The sequence below is a fragment of the Streptomyces sp. NPDC038280 genome, assembly GCF_055600045.1.
Genome location: NZ_JBVJYZ010000006.1, coordinates 111,233 through 131,616 on the forward strand (window position 1 = coordinate 111,233; position 20,384 = coordinate 131,616).

Below are 20,384 nucleotides of genomic sequence, written 5' to 3' on the forward strand. Positions count from 1 at the left end.
TGTTGGTTGGTTGGTCACGCCGGCTGCACCGGGTCAGGTGGTCAGGATGTTGACCACGGCGGGAAAGGCGACAAGCAACATCACGAGCACCGCGAGCAACGCGCCGGGGGCGGTCATCTTCTCGCTGTTCTCGTTCGCTTCGGTCGCCTGCTTGGAGAGCAGTTCGATGCGGAGCGACTTGGCCCGTGCCCGAAGTGTCGTGTAGACCGCCGCACCGTCGTGCGCGGACATCCGCATGATCTCGGCGACGTCCTCCAGGACCGGCAGGTCGAGCTCTTCGGTCAGCTGCACCAGAGCCTCCCACGGTGGGATCTTGTCGACCCGCGCCCTGAGCATTGCTTCCTGGAGCCTGGAGAAGGCCCAGCCCTTGCCGATCGCCGCGGCCCGCTCCAGCGCTTCGGTGGGGCCCGAGTCGGCTGCTCGCTTGAGTGCGACCAGATCGAGGTATGCCGCGACGGCGTGGGAGAACTCCTCGCGGGCCCTCCTCGCCTGGTCCCGCACGGACAGATCGGGAATGAACCACAGCAGCGCTCCCAGACCGAGCCCCACGGCCGCCGGGATGTAGAACGGCACGCTCAGGCCCATCAGCGTCCACGCGCCCACGAGCAGCGGCGGAATCAGCAGCCCGAAGCCGGCCAGTGCGGACTTGAGCAGCAGGAACCGCTCGGCCGACTGTCCGACGAGTGCCAGGTCCTTGCGCGGAATGGTGACGCCGGGAAGGCCCTGCAGATTCTTCAGCAGCCACTCGCCCCACACATCGTCGCGGGAGGCCGAAGCGGCGCGCTCCTCCTCTGGCGCGGCGTTCAGACGGCGCAGCGAGGAGGCCAGATCCGGCTGCGGCCGGACCAGTTCGCGTACGAGCAGGGCGACACCCCCGCCGACGGCGAGGCCGGCGAAGATCGCGGCAGGCGGGATCACGAGACCTCCTGGGGCGTTTCTGGCAGTTGCGCGATCTTGACGCGGCTGCGTGGGTCTGCGATCAGGAACCTGGGCACCGGCTTGTGGTCGGCCAGCGAGCGCATCCACACCAGGACACCCGCGAACCCTGCGGCCAGCAGGCCCAGCACAAGCTGCCCGAGGAGGGTGCCGTACGGAGCCGTGTAGCTGGGGATGAGGAAGCCGGCCGCCACCACGCCCAAGGTGATGATCGTCATCCACCGCACTGTCGTACGCGGCTTTGCCCGGTCGGCCTCGATCTGCCTGCGCTTGCCCACCTCTTCCCGCAGGGCCTCGGAGAGGTCTTCGAGTGCCTGGGCGAGCCCCGGTCCGCGGTCCGAGGCGCACAGGATGAGGGCCGCCAGGACCTTGTCGGCGGTGACGTCGTCAAGTGCGTCCGCGAAGGATTCCAACGCCTCGGCGGGCCGCCAGCCGACCTGCAACCGGTCGGCCAGGTCGGCGACTTCCTGTTCCAGCTCGGTGGGCGCGCCCCGACGGCTGGCGATCATCGCCTGTTCCAGGCCCATGCCGAGGCGCAGCACATCGGCCAGGCGCTGGGTCCACTCGCCGAGCGCCTCGAGCTTGTCGATGCGTACGGTGGCGTTCTTCGTCGGGGACAGCAGCCACGGCACACCGACGACAGCGAGCCCGGCGAGGCCGCCGCCGACGAACACGCCACTGATCAGCCATATGCCGAGGCCTACGACGGCCGCGGCGGCCCAGCGGGTCCGGCGCCACATGGACGCCTCCAGATCCACGGGACTGACCTTGCCCCGTACGAATCGCCTCGTGGTCGGCGGGGCGGTCGTCCCGACGACTCCGGTCACCACGCCCACCAGGCCTCCCGTGGTGGCGAGCCCAGCGAGCACCCACAGCACAATGGTGTTCATCCGGCCATCACACGAAGGTCCAGCGGGCGCTGCCAGGAGCCGCGCGGATTGTCGAGGAGGTAGCCGGGGAAGCCGACTCGAACGAGGTCCTCCAGGCACGACGGGTGCATGTGGGGCACGGCCCTCGGTTCACCGGGCGCCGGAGCGAAGATCCTGTTGGTGGCCGGTCGGCCGTTCTCACCCATGCCCGTCACCTCCAGTACGTGCGAGACGAACCGGTGGCGCTTGCCCTGGACCCGGGTCTCGTCGCGCATGGACACGAAGACGATGAAATCGAGGCCGTTGGCGGCCTGGCGATAGGCGAGTTGCTCGGTCATGTTCTCCTGCGCCAGGAGGTACAACTCGGCGATCCGGTCGAAGACGATTTCAGGACGGCGGGCGTGGATGGTGCAGAGATTGCCGCCCTTGCCGTTCGTCATCGCCTGCATCATGGCCACGATCTCCTGGCCCCGGACCTCGCCGACCACTACGCGGGACAGCGACATGCGCAGTGCCCGGTGGATGAGATCGAGGAGGGTGATCTCGCCGGCGCTGCGACCGTCCACACCGCGCTCGCCGTTGGACTCACGGGATTCCATCGGCACGACCTGCCGGTGGAATCCATTGGTGTGCGCGAAGAGTTCGAATTCCGTCTCGATGGTGGCGAATCGCTCGTCCGGGTCGATCTCCTTGAGCAAAGCACGCAGCAGAGAGGTCTTACCCACCGCCTGCTCGCCAGTGATCATGATGTTCTTCTCGGCGCGCACGGCGGCGGAGAGGAACGCCGCCAGGGTCTCGTCGATGGCCCCGAGCTGGACCATGCCCGCCAGATCCACGTCCTTGACGCGGTGCCTGCGAATGGTCACGAAGGTCTTCGGCGTCACCCCGGTGACGGCCTGAAGCCGTGATCCGTCCGCGAGCCGCAACGCGAGGAACGGGTCGGCTGTGGACAGGGTGCGCTCACTCTGGCCGTTGCGCCGGGCCAGGTCCCTGAGCATCTCCTGGAGTTCCTCGTCGGATTCCGCGACGGGGGCAGCACGGACCCGGTGGCTGTCGCCGTAGTCGAGCCACACCTCGTCATAACCGTTGATGAGGATGTTCTCGACCCGGTCGTCGTCAAGGTACGGCTGAAGGCGACCGGCCCTGAAGAGCATGTCGTAGACGGCGGCGGCGAGGGCAGTGTCCTCGGCCTTGGTGGTGCTCACGCCACGCTCGACGGCGATGGCATCCGACCATACTGCGACGGCCTCGTTGATCAGGGCACGGCCCCGCTGAGCCTGAGATTCCTGATTCATCCGTCCCGCGGACTTGATCTCCTGCGCGAGCCGGTCGGCGACGCGCCTCTTGATCTCGCCGGCGACCCGGTGATCCACCGTGACCTGGGGAAGCGCGTTCTCACCGAGCGCACGAGGGGCGGAAGCACCTGTGGGCCCGTACGTCACGGCCGTCGGAGGACCGAACCGCCCGGGGATCACGGTCCGCTCGGCAGCGGCCGCCTCAGGGCGGACGTCGGGATCCGGATGCAGGGGATTAGCGCGCATCAGCCAGCTCCCCTCCTCCGTATGGTGCCTGCGAACGGGGCGCGAGCCGGTCGCGTCGGAGCAGCACGCGCTGGCGCAACGGGCCGGTGAGCGAGCGGGCCGCGCGCATCAGCTCCGAGCGTTCGAAGCGGCTGCCCCCGTCGGCCCCGTCGGAAAGCACTTCGGCCTGCTTCGGCCGCCATGGCAGCGTCCCCAGTACAGGAGCGTGAAGAACCCGTTCCACTTCACCCGGCTTGTACGGGCCACTTTCGATCACGACCACGGCCAGCGCGTCGCCACCGGTGCCGCCCGGTCCGTCCAGTTCCTTGCGCAGCGCCTCCGCACGCACCTGCGCGCTCTGAATGCCGCGCAGCGTGTTGCGCACCACCAGCACCACGACATCGGCCTTCTTGACCAGGACGGAGGAGGCCCCGAACGCACCCCTGCGCCCGAGGTCGACCAGGACGTCGTGGTCGTGGTTCTCGATTCTGACGAAGAGCTCCGCGAGGCTCGACCACGCGGGATCAAGACCAGCGGCCTGTGCCGGGTTGGTTATTCCGGGAAGGAGCAGCCGTGTACTGCTTTCGTCTTCGGAGAGGTCGACGAGCTGCCGCCAGAACGCCTCGACCAGCTGGTCCTTGCGCGACGCGACGGCCAGGTTACGCAGCCCGTAGCGCGAATCCATCCGCCCCTGGAGGGCACCCGCCAGCACGGCTCCGCCGTCCGGGTCGCACTCGGCGAGGATCAGCCGCCGCCCGTGCTCCAAGGGCCAGGCCAGCAGCAGCGCGAGTGCTGTGCTGGTGACCCCGGGAGCGCCGGTGGTACCGGCGAGAGCGATCACTGACATCAGGAACCGCTCCCGTTCTCCACGACAATGGCGACCCGGCCAGTGGCGGCACGCGCCGCCAGCGCCGGACCGTCGGTCGAGGGAACCGCCACGTCGACCGTGACAACGCCTGTCGCGTCACTCGCCTTGCCCACCGACACGACCGTGGCCGGGATGGTCTTGGGCGGGGACGAGGGCACCGCCTCGTCCTGTCCCGGCGTGCTGACGACGAGCACCTTGCGACCGGGGGTCAGCCCGGAGGTGGGCCGTTGCGACGGCTTGACGGAGACACCGACAAGCATGTCCCCCTCGCGCAGCAGTGACTTGTCCGTTACCTGATCGGCGGAGAGCAGGGAACCCGCGGTCAACGCGACCGCGGCACGCTTGCCCACGACGCTGTCCCTGGACGTCGCCTTCACCGGCTTGAGCACCGGGTCGAGCGAGATGGACGCCTCGGTGAGGTCGGCGTCCTCGATCACGTCACCGGCCTGCACATTCTGGCTGATCGCCAGCACCTGCGTCCGCTCCCCGGTCGCGGTGAACAGCAGTGCGCCCGAGAGACCACCGGCCGCGGTCAGCGCGAGCGACAGCGCGATGAGAGCCGGCCGGCGCCGTCGCTGCTTCAGAGCGCGCGGCGGCGCCACGGGCGTAGGGGCGGAGCCGCCGGTCGCACCCTGCACGGGCGGGGTGGCGGTCTTCGTCCTGGTCAATTCCTGCCTCCAGCAGATGTGTTGCCATTCAGCGCGCGCTGACTACTCACCGACGACCTGGAGCTCACCGACAGCGATCTCGGTGTTGGACACCCGGGTCTGGGTCAGCTCTCCGCTCTCGCCGCCGCCCTCCCAGTGGATGGTCCATGTGGCGGTCGCGGTGATCTTGTATTTGTTGCCGGCCTTGCCCTTGGACGTGCGGCTGTAGACGTGACCGCAGTCCGGCGACTCTCGTTTGCCGTAACTGGCCTTGTACGGCGTCCCGGGCTTGGTGCAGGTGACAGAACTCCCGTCACCCATGCTCCAGACGACCTTGTCGACCTTGGCGGTCGCGGTCACGGTCACGCTGCCTGCGGAAGCGGTAACGACCTGGGGCCCGGTGGTTTCCTCACCCGTGCGGTTCCACATCCATACCGGAAGTCCGACCAGCCCCGTCTTTCCGGGTTCGGGCACGATGCTGATGGCAGGGCCCTTCAGCGTCATCCGCGCGACGGCGCGCTCGGCGAGTTCCTCCGGGGTGACGGTCGGGACCCCGTTGAACTTGCCGTCGGGAAAGAAGGTGTCCCGGGGGATGAACGTGCCTGCTCCGACGTAGTCGAAGTCCGGGCAGGACGTGGGCCGATAGATGTCACCCTTGCTCGGGTCGTTGCCGCCCCAGACCAAGGCGTCAGCGGGCGGCTGGGGCTGCAGGAGCTGCCAGTAGCACTGCGCGCTCCAGAAGCCGAGCCCAGGAACGTAACAGGGGATCTTCTCTCCGTTCGCCCGTCGGCACGCGCTCGATTCGCCGCCGCCGGACCCACCTCCCGAGCCCCCCGAGCCGCCATTCCCAGGCTTGCCCGGGTCCTCGGCCTCCACGTCGCAGACCTGGACCTCGGGCGGGCACGTGACCGGACCGTCGGCCAGGGCCGCGTTCGTTCCGCCGAACATCAGCCCGCCGGCGGCCAGGAGCACGAGGGACGCGCGTATCAGGCGTCTTCCGCTCAGCATGTCCTGTCCTTGTCGATCGTGTAGTCCGTGATGCGCCATTCGGCGCCGCCCGCCTTTGCGGTGGTGGCCTTGGCGGTCCAGGGGCGTCGGGCGTCGTCCTTGCCCACCGGAACGGGCTTGCCCGTCGCCCGCTTGACCACGACGCCCGTCATGTCGACACAGTCGCTGATGGTCGCCGTGTGGGGATCGGACGCGACGTCGACCGCGGTCACCTTCGGCGCGATCTGGGGCTTGCCTTTGTAGGCAAGACCTCGCTCGCTGTAGTAGGTGAAGCCGGTGATGATGCTCTTGGCCGCCTCGCCGGTCGTGTAGTCGCTGAGCCGCGCGTTCTTCATGCTCCCCGAGGTGTAGGCCTCCACCTGGGCGTCCCACATACCGCGGTATGCGGCCAGCGCCTTCGCCTGCGCGCCGGCCCTCTGCTTCTGCGCGTCGCCCTGATCCGCACTCGCCTTGGGCGGCTCAGGCTTGTCCTCACCTGACGAGCCGCAGCCCGCGATGAGGAGGAGCGTGGCCGCGGCCACTCCAGCACCGACTCTGCGGACAGTGTTCTCCCCGTACCTCATCAGACCCCCCTTGGTCATGTGACGTAACACTTCTTCCACATCCGGCATGTGACCTGCCGTCATTCTGCATCAGAATCAGACACCACTGCTGTCTTGTTCTGTCACAACCGTGTACTCCTGCGGTCACAACGAGGCAGCCCGACGTCAGAGTTGAGGCAAGGTCAGACATGCACGATCAGTGCCACTCGGGCCACGGTGTCACACCCGCACTCCGTCACGCGCGGACATTTGGGCGGGCCGGCTGCCGGACATACCCGACGCTCGACCCCCAACCTAGGGTAAGACGTCAGTTCGAATAACCGTGTGACACCGACGTGTTGATCGGACAAGATCTTGGCCGGCGTACGGTCCGGAACCGCTTTACCCCTGGACCGGCAACCGTCGCCGCCAGTCCCGGGAGCGGACAAGGGGGGAGTGGAACTGTTGTCGCGTTCCACAGCAAGCCACAGGGGGATCACCGTGTACAGCAGTACCGTCCACATCCGAAAGAACAACGGGCTGGTCGGGCGGCTGAACGCCGAGTGGGAGCGTCTGCAGCAGGACGAGACCGCACGGCTCGCCGTTCGTGACTGGTACGGCGAGGAAGGGCTCGCCGTACCGCAGGACGTCCTCAAAGCCTTGGGCGCCTGCCGCACCCGCATCGAGCAGGACCGTTTTCTCCTGCCTCCGCTGCGCTCAGCGGTCGTTGGCGGCGCGCAGGCGCAGATCGCCGCACGTGTGATCGTCCAGGCGATGCTGCCCAAAGCCATACGCATCGCGCGCAGCCAGCTGCGCCCCGGGCACGACTGGGAGGAGACGGTCTCCCTGACGGTCGGCGCACTGTACGAAGTGATCCGGACCTACCCGGTTGAGCAGCGCGCAGAGCGCATCGCCGCGAACCTCGCCCTGGAGACCCTGCGCCTGACGCACCGCCTGATCGGCTCGGAGCCAAGCGTCGTCCCCCTGGACATCGCCGTCGCCGCCGGCCTCTCCGCCACCGACGCATGCCCCGCTTCGCAGGCGGAATTGGCCATGCTGCTCGCGCAGGCGGGCGAGTACCGGCTGTTGGCCGACGACGAGCCGGGTCGCATGGCTGGGTGGGATGCCCGCGCGGAGCTCGTGGAACTACTCGTCTGGGCCCTGGACACCGGCGCCTTGAGCGTGGACGACGCGCGCCTCATCACCAGTTACTACCGCGACAGCCCGGTGCGGGACGCGATCAAACCCGACCCGCTGGGCCGGGCGGGAGCCAGCCAACGCCAGCGCCGCAGCCGCGCCGTCCGCCGGCTGACGCACGCCGCCTCTGACAGGTTCGCGACAGCAAGGTGACGGCTCAGTGACACAACTCACGCAAGATCTGAGCTTGTTGGGCGTCACACCAGCACCGTCCGACGCACCTTCCTCAGGAGGAGTCCCATTCCTCACTCATATGACAGTCACTCGAAAGGCTCGGAGGGTCCCTTGACCGCCACCCCCACCACGTCCCTGGACGAGAGCGTACGACGCGTCGTCGATCTCGGGCGCCCGGTGCTGTGGATCGCTCAGGGAGGCATGCGATGAAGCGCGACCGGAAGCTCATGAGCAAGAAGCAGGACAAGGACCAGGCACGCAGGGGCCGCGCAAGCACCCGGACGACGCGCCAGGACGCGGTGGCGCCGCAGGGGCACGACGAGATCCACGAGGGCGGTGAACTGGACGAGGCGGTCACCGGCTGGCAGCAGAGCACCGCCAAGCTGGCCGGCTTCACCAGACTCGCCACCATCGGTATCTGGGTTCTGCTGTTGGCGGGGCCCGGCCTCGGTCTCCTCGCGGTGGTCATGGCCGGCTCCCGGGCTCCCGCACAGCACGCCTCGGGCGCGGCGAAGGCCGCCGCGCCCTCGCCCACCGGCCCGGCGGGCTTCGCCGAGCTGTACGTGGCCACGTACCTCTCGGCCGGCGAAGGCACGGAGGAGACCCTCGAGCCGTACTACGCGCAGCACGTGACGCTTGCCAACGAGCCCAATTCGCGGACCGCGACGCATCTGGTCACCGTCGCGGCACAGCAGGTTGGCGACGGCTACTGGGCCGTGACGGTCGCGGCGCGCGTCTCGGCGAAGGCCGACAAGGGCAAGGCCGTCGACAAGGGAGTGCACTACTTCCGCGTCGGAGTCCAGGTCTCCGGGACACCGGCGGCGGGAGGCACCGCCAAGCCCGGTGGCGGCCAGGCGCTCTACGCGGCGACCTCGCTGCCCGCCGAGGTCAACGCTCCCAGCTCGGCGAGCCATGGGGACCTCGACTACGGCACGGACACCAACTCGAGCCTCAACGGCCCGGTGGGCGACACGGTCAGCCGCTTCATCGCCGCCTACCTCACCGGTCAGGGGGAACTCAGCCGTTACGTCTCCCCCGGTCTCCAGGTCGCGCCGATCGTCCCGGCCCCGTACACCACGACCCTTGTCACCGGCCTCCAGGACGATCAGGAAGAGGCGAAGACCCCGGACACGCCCTCCGTCCCGGCGGACGGCACGCGGCGCCGTGTGCTGGCGACCGTGAGCGCCACGGTCGGTGGCCAGGACTACACGCTCAACTACGCGCTCACTCTGAGCACTCGGGACGGCCGGTGGGAGGTCGCGGCGTTCGACGTCGCGCCCGCTCTCTCCCCCGACCAGACCGGTCCCACACCCGACAGCGCCTCGGCCGCGCCGAGTACCGCACAGTCGCCGGACCCAGCTTCCCCGTCGGCCTCCGCCGGGGAATGACCGCCCAACAGCTCATTACACGAGGGGATTTACACATGAGCTCCGCGCATCCCGCCATGATCACACTGGCCGCCAACGGCAAGGTGTTCACCTGGCTCGACGAAACACTCAGCAACGTACAGACTCTGGCCACGACGGCGGCCGGCGTGCTCGCCATCGTCGCGACGGTCCTGGCCTACTGGAAGACCCGTTCCTGGGCAGGCACGCTCACAGCGGCGATCCTCGGCGCCGTGGTCGTCTTCGCAGTCAAGAACATCACCGATCTCAGCAGCATGGTGGACAGCGAAGTGCCCGACGCCGGCAAGGCCAATCCGGGCCAGGTCCTCGTCGTGGACCCGCCGCAGTCCCTGCCTCAGCAGCTGAACGGCGCTGACCTGCTGTGAGCAAGTCGCCGTCCGACGAGGGGGTGCTTGTCGGGCATTCCTACACGCGGGCCCGCAAGCACCCCCTCGTCATCGGCAAACTGCCCGGCGGCGGGCGGATCCCGGGCGGCCCCTACACGATCACCCAGATCGTCACCATGGTGGTGGTCTTCATCCTGCTGATCACCACGCGGGATCTCTGGGCGGTCTTCGGGCTGGGGAACGCGTTCATCCTGATCGCGTTCCCCTGGGGGCTCGCGTGGCTGATGCGGTACGCGCGAATGGACGGGCGTGACCCCGCGCGGGCGCTGCTCGGGCTGATCGTCTACGGCACGTCTCCGCCGGGCGGCCGGCTGGCCGGCCGCCCTCAGCGGCCGTTCCGGACCAAGCTGGTCACCGGCCGCGTGACGATTCGGCTGCGGCCGCCGGAGCCGGCTCGGGACACCGAAGACCGGCCGGTCCGGCTCGTCACACCGGCGCCGCCCGCCCTGCGTCCCGCAGAACAGCTCGCGGGCCGGTCCACGGACCGGCCGGCCCCCGCGGCCCGGCCCCGCACCCGCCTCCAGGAACTGCTTGACGAAGCAGAGCGGAACTGAACCCGCCCTGAACCGAAGGATGGACGAACTGCCATGCGCCTTCCCGTGCGCCACATCAGCGGCAATCTGATCTGGACCACCAACGCGACGGTGTGGGCTGTGTGGCGGGTCGACTCCGACAACTACAGCCACGCCTCCCGGGCCGCCAAGCGCGAGCGGCTCAACGCCCTGGAATCGCTGTTCAAGGCGATCAAGGGCGAGGCCCTGCTGCTCAGCCTCTGCCCTCAGGTGGATGCCGCGAGCGTCGTCACACGCATGACGGCGGGCATCGACCTGGACGCCTCCCCCGAGTACGTGGACCTCTCCCTGCGTGTTCTGGACGAGCTGGAGGAGATGGAACTCTCCGGACGCGTCGACTTCCTCGCCGTTCCCATGCGGCACACGGACTTCAAGCAGGCCACCAAGTCGGTGCTCTCCTCGGCGCAATACGAGGTGATGAGCGCCTTCGGCCTGCCCACCGCTCCGATCGGCAAAGCCGAGGAAGAACGGCGCATCGAGCAGGCACGGCACCTCGCGGCCACCTGGCCGTCCGCGGTGCGGCTGCGCCCGGCGACCGAGGGGGAAATCCTGTGGATCTACGGGCACTGCGCCCGGCGGGGAACGGCTGAACCGCTTCTGCCCGAACAGGACGAGCCGCGGGGCGTGGTGGGACGCGGTCGCGCCGTGGCTGCCTACTCCGAGGTGATTCTGGACGAGGGCGGGCGCGGTGATGGCATCGAGGAGCGCCGCGGCGTGCCCGTCAACCCGTTCCGCCACCGGTACGTGAAGTCGACGACCGAGTTCGGCGACAGTTACCAGGCCTTCTCCATCCTGGCCGAGATGCCGGACTCGTTCGCCTTTCCGGGCAGCGAATACCTGGCCGCTCTGGACGACTTCGGCTTCCCCGTGGACTGGGCCGTGCGGCTGAACATCGAGCCCGGTTCCAAGGCCGAACCCAAGTCCCGCCGACAGGCACGCGAACTGGCCCACCAGCGAGGGGAGTACGACGGAGAGACCGCCGGTGTCCCGGCCAGCCTGGACAAGGCCGGCGCCGCCCTGGACGAGTACCGGTCACGTCTGACCTCGTCGTCCACCGAGGTGGAGATCCGGGCGAGCGTGGTCACGTGCGTCTGGGGCGCGACCCCGGAGGAGACCGAGGAGAAGGCATCGGCGCTGATCAACCACTTCGGCGGCAACGAGTACACCCTGGTCCGTCCGATCGGCGAGCAGACACCCCTCTTCCACAGCATGCTGCCCGGCACCCCTACGCCCCGGGTCATGAACGACTACGCGCAGTACCTCCTGGCCAGGGACTTCGCCATGGCCCTTCCCTTCTGCGGTCAGGCACTCGGTGACGACGGCGGATCGCTGTACGGGCTCCAGCTGAACGGCGGCGGGGCCCGCCCGGTCCTCGTCGACTTCAGCCTCGGCCCGCGGCTGAACGCCTCGGCTTCGGCCGTGTTCATCGGCGAACTGGGCTCGGGCAAGTCGGTGGCCATGAAGACGGCCATGTATTCCATCCTCACCACCGGCCGCCGGATCGGCCGGGCACGCAGCCGTGGCCGGGCACTGGCCATCGACCGTACGCCGCAGCAGGAGTGGGCCCGCTTCGCCCGTGCTTGTCCTGGTGAAACCCAGGTCATCACCGTGGACGAGGACGCCGAGGTGTCGCTCGATCCGCTGCGCGTCTTCAAGGGGCCTCGCGCCGCCCGTTACACCGAGTCCTTCCTCACCCCGCTGCTGGACATCGCCTCGATGAGCACCGAAGGTGTCACCCTCGCCGACGCCATCGACGCCACCCACAAGTCGCCGCAGCCCAGCATGCGCCTTCTCATGGAGAAGCTGACGGAGCGGGCCCAGACGCCCGATCCGAGCGACCCGGACGACCACAACGTCCGTGCCTCGGCAAGCGAACTCTCCCGCAAGCTCCGCTCCCTGGCCAAGAAGGACCTGGGCCGGGTGGTCTTCGATCCTGACCTGCCGATCGTGGAGATCTCGGACGCCGACACGATCGTCTTCTCGGCCGCGAACATCGGTCTGCCCAAGAAGACGGAGCTGGAGGGCCATCGGCTCTCCAGCCTCGAGGTGGAGAAGAAGTTCGGCTGGCGGCTGATGTACCTGGTGGCGGCGCTGTGCCGGGAGATCGCCTTCGCCGACCCGGAGGAGTTCGTCGGGGTCTTCCTCGACGAGTGCTGGTGGCTGACCTCTTCAGCCGAGGGAACCGAACTCCTGCTCGAGATCATCAATGACGGTCGTAAGCACGGCTGTGGTGCGTTCGCCGGCTCCCACGACCCGTACGACGTCGGTCCGGCCAACTCCGAGTACGGGGAGAAGATTCGCGGCCTCGTCTCCCACCGCTTCCTCTTCCGCCACCGCAACAAACAACTGGCCGCCCGTGGCCTTGAGTTCCTCGGTCTCGACGGCACGGACACCTCGCTGGTCAAGCTGGTGACCGAGAACCTGTCGCCGATCAACGTCTCGGAGGAAGAAAGGCTGCTGCGGGCCGGTGAATGCCTCTACTACGACCTGAAGAAGCGAATCGGCGGCATGAAGGTGCTCATTCCCGCCGATGAGGCGGCCGCAGAGGCGATCCACACCACTCCTGGCCGGGCCACGCTCGACGAGCCGGTGGAAGCGGTCGAGGAGGACGAGGTGGCGACGATATGACCGCTCTCCCGGGGGTGGTCCAGCACCCCCGTTTCTGGTTGCGCCTGCTGGTCCTGGTGGCGTTGCCTCTCGTGGTCACGCTGCTGCTGGGACAGCACGCGTGGGCGGACGGCGACTTGTGCAAGCCCAACGAAGCGGTGCCGAACCTCTATTGTGAGCCGCCGCCGCCGCCCAAGGACGCGGGCAAGGTGCTCGGCATCTTCGAGGTGGTCGACAGGAACGGCGTCCCGATCAGCGCCTATGGTCTGAACGTCGACCAGGGCGGCACGCTCGATGTGATCAGTAAGATCATCGCCTTCCTCATCGGTGTCGGCTTCATGGTCACGAAGGTCGTGATCGGCTTCGCCTGCTGGCTGGTGGACTGGGCTCTGGACTTCGGCCTTGCCAAGACACTGCTCGACCCGGTGTCCGACGTCGCCGCCAGCATCAAAGCCCAGGTGATCGACAAACTGGGGCTTCCAGGGCTCTTCCTGACGATCGTCGCGCTGTGGGGCGGATATCACATTCTGTTCAAGCGGCGGTCCAAGGGCTGGAGCGAGATCGCCATGTCCCTGGTCATCGCCTCCATCGCCACGGTGACGCTGGCGAATCCCGGCGCCACGCTGATCGGCAATGGCGACGACTCGGGCGTGCTGGGCACGACCAAACAGTTTTCGCTGGCTCTCGCCGATGTGGTCCTCGAGGACATGTGCAAGGAGCCTCCGCCCGGCGGCCAGAGAAAGAATCCGGACACCACCTGCTCCGGCCAGCAGAAGGGCGACAACGAGGCGGACGCGGTCAGCCGGCCGATCACCGACGGCCTGGTCGACGCGTTCATCCAGCGCCCCGTATGGGTCCTCTACACCGGCAGGGCCATCGACGGGCAGTGCAACGCCGCCTACGGCAAGGCCGTCCTCGCCCGCTACAACTTCAACCGCATGGTCATGCCGAGGATCATCCAGGCCGAGCAGGACAAGGACTTCTGGGACAGACTTGGCGACGCTTTCAGCGACGCCTTCTCGCTCGAGGGACTGAAGGACAACCTGCTGCTGGCCACCGGTAACCCCTGGGCCATCTATACGGTGATCAACGACAAGCAGCAGGCGGCAGTCGAGGAACTCAAGAAGAAGGCAACAGAGCACGCGGCCTGGAAGCAGTACGTCGTTCCGGCCGACGCGGAGGTCAAATCCGTCTGCGGTGGTGAGGCCCCCATGGACGACCAGCAGTTGTCCGCCTCCCTGGACAACCTCCTCAGCGTCTGGTTCATCGCACTCGCCGCGCTCATCGTCGTACTGCTGGTGTTCGGCGTATCCATCACGTTCCTCGTCTCCCAGGTATGGATGGCCATCGAGGTCATCCGGGCACAACCGGCTCTGGTCGCCGGCATCTTGCCGGGCGGCGGTCGGACGGCCATGTGGAACTGGGTCTCAGGAGTCTTCAGAGTCATTCTCGCGATCTTCCTGTCCGTCATGTTCCTGACGCTCTTCCTCGTGATGGTCATCGCGGTGCTGAACGCGGACACCGGCGAGGTCATGACGGTCAAATTCCTCACGATCGACTTCGTGGCCCTGGCGTTCCTGGTCTTCCGCAAGAAGGTCACAGCCGCTGCCAAGACCATCTCGAAGAATCTCGGCGATCGGCTGAACTCGAACACCGGTGGCGGAGGCGCATCGGTCTTCAACGGCGCCGCGTCGGCCGGCCCCAAGGGCCTTGACCAGCTCAAGAGCGACGCGTCGACGCTCAGCAGCGTGGGCCGCAAGGCCCGCGACCTGTGGGTCGGCAAGCCCAAGGGCGGCGGTGGCGCAGGCGGTGGAGCCGGCGGTGGCGGTGGCGGTGGTGGCGGCCAGGGCGGCAAGCCGAAGAAGAACCTCAAGCAACGAGTCCAGGGCGCCGTCAGGTTCGGCACCCAGGTGGCCGCGGCCGTGGGAACCGGAGGTACGACCGCCGCGGTGCAGGCAACCGCCAAGACGGCCCTGAAGAACCGGCTGAAGAACGCCGCGAAGAAGCGTCTGGAGAAGAACCGCGTCGGACGTGGCGCGCTCGCCACCGCGCGCACCGGCCGCTATATCAAGAACGAGGCGCCCGTCACCCGCAGCCGGTTCAGGAACGCGGTCGCGGCGGAGCGGCGCAACCTCGAACGGGAGGCGCGGGGAGGCACGCGGCGTCCCCGCAACGCCCCGCAGCAGGACGCCTCCAGGCGCGTGCGCGATGCCAGGAGCCAGGCCCGCAGTGACGCACAGCGGTTGAACCGGGCCGTGAACGGAAGGCGGAGCCAGCAGCAGAACAGGCGTCGCTCGTCCGCCGGGAGCAGCGGAGCCAACCGCCGTCGCGGGAGGGATGCCGGAGGGCGTGGCAGGTGACGGCAGCCGAAGAGAACGAGCCGATGAGCGGCACGAAGAAGCTGCTCATCGCGCTCGCGGTCGCCACGGTCCTTCCCTGGGCGTTCCTCATATTCGGGGTCGCCATGGCGGCGAACCTGCTGCCCGGTGGCCAGCAGGGTCAGCAGCAGGTTCCGGTCGAGGTCAGCTGCGAGAAAGTGGCGGGCATCCCCAAACCGACCTGTGAGGCGTACCTGGCGGCCGAAATCAAGATCAGGGAAGTTCGTCCCAAGTGCAAGAATCTCAGGTGGACGCTGCTGGCCGGCATCGGAAAGATCGAGTCCCACCACGGCACGTACGCCGGCAGAAAGGTCATCGACAAGCACGGTAAGGATTACGGCAACGTCACGCCGCCGGTCATCGGCATCCCGCTGAACGGTCGCGAGGGCACACAGCTCATCTACGACACCGACGGCGGCAAGTACGACCAGGACACCGAGTACGACCGCGCCGTCGGACCCACCCAGTTCATTCCTCAGACCTGGGAGAGCGTCGCCCAGGACGGGGACGCCGACGGCGACACCGATCCCCAGAACGTCTTCGACTCGGCGTTGTCCACCGCGGCCTATCTGTGCGGGACCGGCGAGGCGGACTTCGGCGACAAGGAGACCGAGCACGACGCCATCTACCGTTACAACCACTCCGAGCAGTACGTGGCCGACGTCCTGGCGGCCAAGGCCGAATACGACGCCCTGGGTGACGTCTCCGGTCCCATCGAAGCCTCGGACAAGGCCAAGAAGATCATCGAGGCGGCCCGGAAGCACAAGGGAGCCGACTACTCCTGGGGCGGCGGCGACGAGAGCGGCCCCTCGTACGGAATCTGCTGTTCACCGGGCGGACAGGACGGTCGCAAAGTCTTCGGGTTCGACTGCTCCGGCCTGACCGAGTACGCCTACGCGCAGGTCGGTCTCCACATCGGCACCACCGCGCAGGCACAGCACGACAGCGGCAAGGTCAGGATCACCACCAAGGCCGGAAGCCTGGCCGGAGCGCAGCCAGGCGACCTGCTCTTCTTCTCCGACAATCCGGGAAGTGGCAGCCAGCTCTTCCATGTGTCCATCTATCTTGGCCAGAACAAGCAGATCGAGGCTCCCCGGCCGGGGGAAGTGGTCACGGAATCCGCAGTACGCATGAAGAGCCTCGACAGCATTGGACACCTGGAATGAACAGCGCGGAGCGTTCGGGCGTCGTCATGCTGGCCATGTCCGCCGTCCTCTCGGTGATCGGAGTGGCCCTGCTATGGCCACAGTCCGACGGAGCCCCACCTCCCGCTGCGGGGCCTCCGGCACATTCCCCGGCCCCGCCGACCCAGTCCGTCCAGCCGTCGTCTCCGGTCAGCCCAACGCCGGCGTCGTCCACGCCGACGCCCACCACCACCGCGCGAGACGCCGACCCGCTCGCCGGCGATGTCAGTGACGCCGTTCTGCAGAAGGCACTGGCTCAGAGCAGAAGGGCGAGCATCCCGCCCACCCTCGAGAGGCGACTCGTGGAACTGGCCGGAAACGTTCTGCTCGCCGATGTCACCGGTGAAGGCAGGAACGCCTTCCCGGAGTACTTCAAGGGCCTGCCCGCCACAGAGCGTTGGCGTGAATGCCGTGTCCGGGCGGGCGTTGCCGAGCGCTACGACGACCGGTCCGACGCGGTCCGGGTCCACCTCGTATGGGCCGGCACGAGTCCTGAAGGTGTTCGCGACGATCGGCAGCCGACGACGGTCCTCCTGGTCAGGAACGTGGGCGGCACCTGGGCTCCCCAGTCGTTCTCGGACGAGCAGGACTGACTGGTCGACACACCGGTGCTCAGGTGAGTGGGGGAAGGTGTCGCCATGGCGGGCCGTCGCCGAACAGGCCTCGCGCACGCCTCCGGCCCTCGGCGATGGCGTTCGGGGTTCCCATCAGCAGCAGTCGGCCGACCACGAGGACCTCGCGGGCCGTGACACAGGCGGCGAGGCGGGCTGGGTCGTGGGACGGCCAGTAGGCGAGGAGGTCGTCCACGTTCTTCGGGTCACCGAAGCGCCGATGCAGGACCAATAGCGCGGCGAGGTCCCATTCGGGCGGGGCGACACAGACGTACTCCAGGTCCACGAGCCAACAACGCTCTGAGGTGTCGATCAGGGCGTTGCCTGGATGCAGGTCGTCGTGGGCGACCACTCGTTGGCACCACGCCCGTCGCTCGGTGAGAGCCGACCGGGCGTCTTCCCAACGGGCGGAGAACCGCCCGCCCGCGTCGGGGCCCAAGAGCTCGCGCCATCTTGACTGGGCAATCTCGGGCATGTGGATCGGTTGGATGCCCTCAACAGCGGCCTCGGCGACCAACGACGCCTGCTCGGCTATCAAGGTCCAGGCACGTTCACGGGAGAGGGGTGGCGCGTGGTCCACCCACTCGGTCACGAAGGCGAACCGCTGACCTGGCACCCGCAAGGGCCCGGACAACAATTTTGGGGTCCGGACACCGGCATCCGCGAACGCGCCGATCGCGCGGGTTTCGTGGGTCACCTGCTCCATGTTCTTGGTTCCCGGCCTGGTCACCGTGATCGCGGCGTTCGCGTCCGGGGCGTGCCAGACCAGCCGGGAGGAGCTGGACACGAGCCGCATCCCGTCAGTGCTCAGTCCCGCTGCCCGCGCCGCGTGGAGTGCCGCGCGTTCGTCCTCGATCTCGTGCATCCCAATGTCTCCCAACACGGCGGGGGCTTGTCCAATGGTCACGGCAGACGGGGAGTACCGGCTGGGGTGACCTTGATGAAGTAGAGAAGCTCTCAACGCACAGGGGGCCAGCCTGCACGAGTCCCGAGTCACGAGTCACGAGTCACGAGTCACGAGTCACGAGTCCATGCTTGGCCACACAACGCGTCACCTGGCCGCTCCGATGAGAGGGAGGCTGGGACGGGGCCGCTGGGCCCGATGCCGATGCGAGGAGGTGGCGCCCGTCGTGGGCGCGGACAATTGGGTCGTCGCAGCGACGCACCACCCACCGGGGCCACGAGCGCGGTTGCGCAACCCTGCACCGAGACTGCAAGCGGCACGCCGGCTCATGCCCGGAGCGGAAGGGCGGCGGGCTCGGAGGTCATGCGCGCATGGGTGACGCCTTCCGGCCCCAGCCTTCACCCGCGCCTGGGACCCGTCGATAAAGGCAAAAGCCCCAGGTCACGGCGAGTGAGTCCTGGGGCTTCTACAGGGCCGCCTTCGGGATTCGAACCCGAGACCTACGCATTACGAGTTGTCCGATCTTGGTCCGGGGGTGTTCGTGGACGTTCTCGAACGGGGCTCCGTGCCTGATGGAAGGGCATGTCAGGACCTTGGTGGACCATGGCGGACGGGCGCGGACTCAGAGGTGACTGAGACCACGACTGAGACCGCGAGCGCCCAACGCTCGCGTCCCGTTTCCATCCATCACACCCGGCCTCCCAAGGTCATCCAAGGGCACCAAGAACTACGACAGCCCCTAACCGAACTGCTGGTCAGGGGCTGTTCTTCGGGGCTGGCACGGGATTGCACCCGCAGCGTCTCGCACCGCGACGGTTTTCAAGAAGCGACAGAGACGACAACCGAATCGGCTCCGTCGATCAGCCGACGTCCATCATGCGCACGCACCTGCGCCGCGTCACTGTCGAGGGCATCGAGCACGCGCACCGAGTACGCCTCAAGCATGTGGCTCTGAACCTCTTCACGAGTGAACCACTGCACATCGACCGATTCGCTAGAGGTGCGCTCTTCCCCTCCGACCGGCCGGCACAGAAACACGAGGGCCACGACGCCGCGCGCCATGTTCTTGTAGACCCCGGTCAGACGCACAGCGTCAACCTTGATGCCGGTCTCTTCCAGGACTTCTCGGCAAGCGCCATCCTCCGGCCGCTCGTCAAGCTCCAAGACACCGCCCGGGGCCTCCCACGCGCCGTTGTCGGCCCGCCGGATCACGAGAATGCGGCCATCGTCACGGACCACGACGCCAGCCACAGACACCGAATGCAGCGACATTGACACGCCTTCCTGGGGTAGCGTTACTCATGTATATAAGCATAGGAGGAACAGAAGGACATGGGGACCACAGCCTCTAGGGACTCTGGCAAGCCACGGTACCTACAGATCGCCGAAGACCTCGCTCAGCAGATCAGGGCTGGAGTGCTCGCGCCCGGAGAGAAGGTACCCAGCGAGTCCGAGCTGATGGCTCGCTACTTGGTGTCGCAGGGCACCGCCCGCAAGGCAGTCGCAGAGCTGCGGCCGATGGGCCTGATCGACACCCACCACGGCAAAGGCTCATTCGTAAAGAGCCAGCCGCCCGTACGCCGAAAATCCTCGGACCGGTTCCGGCGGTCGCACCGCAGGGCGGGGAAGGCCGCTTACATCGCGGAGACGGAGCAGGCAGGGAGGAAACCCGACGTGACCGTCCTCTACATCGGCCCGACCGATGCACCGAGCGAGATCGCGGAACGGCTCGGCGTCCCCGTCGGCGCACAGGTGCTCGCACGTCGCCGACTGTATTTCAGCAACGGCACGCCGACGGAAGAAGCGACGTCCTACCTGCCGTGGGACATCGCGAAGGACATCCCAGAACTGTTCGCTGAGAATCCGGGTGGCGGCGGCATCTACGCACGCCTGGAGGACAATGGACACACTCTCACGGAGTTCACGGAGACGGTCCGCGCGAGGCTCGCCACGAAACAGGAGACGGCGGCCCTCAGCCTCAGTCCCGGCTCCCCCGTCATCCACCTCACCCGCAGCGCAGAGACGGACGCGGGCCGCGTGGTGGAGGTGTGCGACACCATCATGGCCGCTGACCAGTTCGTTCTCGACTACCGCATTCCCGCCGGAGACTGACGGCGACTCAGCCCAGACAGCCCGTCGCGGAGAATCTTCTCGCGGCGGGTTGACTCATGTATACGAGTCGGGCACTCTATGTAACGTAAACTCCTGCACATGAGTGCAGGAGTGAGGGCGCTCTGCGCTCCGTGCATTGCGTGTCCGAAAGGGCGCGCTTGCGTCACAACTCCACAGCGTGATCCACCGCAGCGAGACGGCCGCACTGCACCGGCCGAGGGCGAGTGGAGACCAGTCGGCCGAGACCGGACCCGCTTCACAACCGGGTCCCACACCCCGTAGGGGGACACGCCACCGACTCAAAAGAACCGCACGGCACACCTCCCGCCTGCCACGACCTCCGGGATTCGGAACTCCCTGGACCGAGCAGCACCGTGCGAACAAGAGATCCGCGCACGCTCCCGACCGACCAACTAACGGCGTGCGGCCCCGGTGCTCGAACACCGGGGCCGCTGTTCGGGCCGTTCCTCTGAGAAGGGACCAC

At 67.7% G+C, this 20,384-nt stretch carries 18 protein-coding genes; 9 read left to right on the plus strand and 9 right to left on the minus strand.

The window, feature by feature from the left end:
* Window positions 1-33: 33 nt before the first annotated feature.
* From ACZ7J0_RS15325 to ACZ7J0_RS15355, 7 genes are read right to left on the minus strand one after another with little or no spacing between them, the layout of a single operon-like run.
* Window positions 34-918 carry a hypothetical protein gene (locus tag ACZ7J0_RS15325; RefSeq protein WP_470887506.1) on the minus strand — a complete coding sequence of 295 codons (885 nt, stop codon included), beginning with the start codon at window positions 916-918 and terminating at the stop codon, window positions 34-36.
* The gene (locus ACZ7J0_RS15330) at window positions 915-1,826 is read right to left on the minus strand and encodes a type II secretion system F family protein (RefSeq protein ID WP_470887507.1); all 912 of its coding nucleotides are present in this window, start codon (window positions 1,824-1,826) and stop codon (window positions 915-917) included. The genes ACZ7J0_RS15325 and ACZ7J0_RS15330 overlap by 4 nt, the downstream gene beginning before the upstream one ends.
* The gene (locus ACZ7J0_RS15335) at window positions 1,823-3,346 is read right to left on the minus strand and encodes a CpaF family protein (RefSeq protein WP_470887508.1); all 1,524 of its coding nucleotides are present in this window, start codon (window positions 3,344-3,346) and stop codon (window positions 1,823-1,825) included. Before ACZ7J0_RS15335 ends, ACZ7J0_RS15330 begins: the two co-directional genes overlap by 4 nt.
* Entirely contained in the window at window positions 3,336-4,172 is an 837-nt protein-coding gene (locus ACZ7J0_RS15340) for a hypothetical protein (protein WP_470887509.1), read from the minus strand. The genes ACZ7J0_RS15335 and ACZ7J0_RS15340 overlap by 11 nt, the downstream gene beginning before the upstream one ends.
* Window positions 4,172-4,861, minus strand: a complete 690-nt coding sequence (locus ACZ7J0_RS15345; protein WP_470887510.1) for an SAF domain-containing protein — start codon at window positions 4,859-4,861, stop codon at window positions 4,172-4,174. The genes ACZ7J0_RS15340 and ACZ7J0_RS15345 overlap by 1 nt, the downstream gene beginning before the upstream one ends.
* A gap of 42 nt (window positions 4,862-4,903) precedes the next feature.
* Window positions 4,904-5,848: a hypothetical protein gene (locus ACZ7J0_RS15350; RefSeq protein WP_470887511.1), complete on the minus strand. Its 945-nt coding sequence runs from the start codon at window positions 5,846-5,848 to the stop codon at window positions 4,904-4,906.
* Window positions 5,842-6,429, minus strand: coding sequence for a hypothetical protein (locus tag ACZ7J0_RS15355; protein ID WP_470887512.1), 588 nt, complete (start codon window positions 6,427-6,429; stop codon window positions 5,842-5,844). Before ACZ7J0_RS15355 ends, ACZ7J0_RS15350 begins: the two co-directional genes overlap by 7 nt.
* Window positions 6,430-6,870: 441 nt before the next feature.
* Here ACZ7J0_RS15355 and ACZ7J0_RS15360 point away from each other — a divergent pair, with 441 nt between their 5' ends.
* From ACZ7J0_RS15360 to ACZ7J0_RS15395, 8 genes are all read left to right on the plus strand, one after another.
* On the plus strand, window positions 6,871-7,719 hold the full coding sequence (locus tag ACZ7J0_RS15360; RefSeq protein WP_470887513.1) for a hypothetical protein: 849 nt from the start codon (window positions 6,871-6,873) through the stop codon (window positions 7,717-7,719).
* A 227-nt stretch (window positions 7,720-7,946) separates the two neighbouring features.
* Complete coding sequence (locus tag ACZ7J0_RS15365) at window positions 7,947-9,128, plus strand: conjugal transfer protein (RefSeq protein ID WP_470887514.1); 1,182 nt, start codon at window positions 7,947-7,949, stop codon at window positions 9,126-9,128.
* A gap of 35 nt (window positions 9,129-9,163) precedes the next feature.
* Window positions 9,164-9,511 carry a hypothetical protein gene (locus ACZ7J0_RS15370; RefSeq protein ID WP_470887515.1) on the plus strand — a complete coding sequence of 116 codons (348 nt, stop codon included), beginning with the start codon at window positions 9,164-9,166 and terminating at the stop codon, window positions 9,509-9,511.
* Window positions 9,508-10,086 (plus strand): hypothetical protein, encoded by a 579-nt coding sequence (locus tag ACZ7J0_RS15375; RefSeq protein WP_470887517.1) that lies wholly within the window; start codon window positions 9,508-9,510, stop codon window positions 10,084-10,086. Before ACZ7J0_RS15370 ends, ACZ7J0_RS15375 begins: the two co-directional genes overlap by 4 nt.
* Before the next feature lie 33 nt (window positions 10,087-10,119).
* Complete coding sequence (locus tag ACZ7J0_RS15380; protein ID WP_470887519.1) at window positions 10,120-12,732, plus strand: ATP-binding protein; 2,613 nt, start codon at window positions 10,120-10,122, stop codon at window positions 12,730-12,732.
* A complete protein-coding gene (locus tag ACZ7J0_RS15385) occupies window positions 12,729-15,071 on the plus strand; it encodes a hypothetical protein (RefSeq protein WP_470887521.1) in 2,343 nt (780 codons plus the stop codon). The genes ACZ7J0_RS15380 and ACZ7J0_RS15385 overlap by 4 nt, the downstream gene beginning before the upstream one ends.
* Entirely contained in the window at window positions 15,068-16,255 is a 1,188-nt protein-coding gene (locus ACZ7J0_RS15390) for a C40 family peptidase (RefSeq protein WP_470887523.1), read from the plus strand. The genes ACZ7J0_RS15385 and ACZ7J0_RS15390 overlap by 4 nt, the downstream gene beginning before the upstream one ends.
* Entirely contained in the window at window positions 16,252-16,866 is a 615-nt protein-coding gene (locus tag ACZ7J0_RS15395) for a hypothetical protein (RefSeq protein WP_470887525.1), read from the plus strand. The genes ACZ7J0_RS15390 and ACZ7J0_RS15395 overlap by 4 nt, the downstream gene beginning before the upstream one ends.
* Before the next feature lie 19 nt (window positions 16,867-16,885).
* Here ACZ7J0_RS15395 and ACZ7J0_RS15400 read toward each other — a convergent pair whose 3' ends face one another.
* Complete coding sequence (locus ACZ7J0_RS15400; RefSeq protein WP_470887527.1) at window positions 16,886-17,749, minus strand: phosphotransferase family protein; 864 nt, start codon at window positions 17,747-17,749, stop codon at window positions 16,886-16,888.
* Between the two features lie 858 nt (window positions 17,750-18,607).
* Window positions 18,608-19,060, minus strand: a complete 453-nt coding sequence (locus tag ACZ7J0_RS15405) for an NUDIX hydrolase (RefSeq protein WP_470887529.1) — start codon at window positions 19,058-19,060, stop codon at window positions 18,608-18,610.
* 60 nt (window positions 19,061-19,120) lie between these two features.
* Here ACZ7J0_RS15405 and ACZ7J0_RS15410 point away from each other — a divergent pair, with 60 nt between their 5' ends.
* The gene (locus ACZ7J0_RS15410; RefSeq protein ID WP_470887531.1) at window positions 19,121-19,900 is read left to right on the plus strand and encodes a GntR family transcriptional regulator; all 780 of its coding nucleotides are present in this window, start codon (window positions 19,121-19,123) and stop codon (window positions 19,898-19,900) included.
* The last annotated feature ends 484 nt before the right edge of the window (window positions 19,901-20,384 follow it).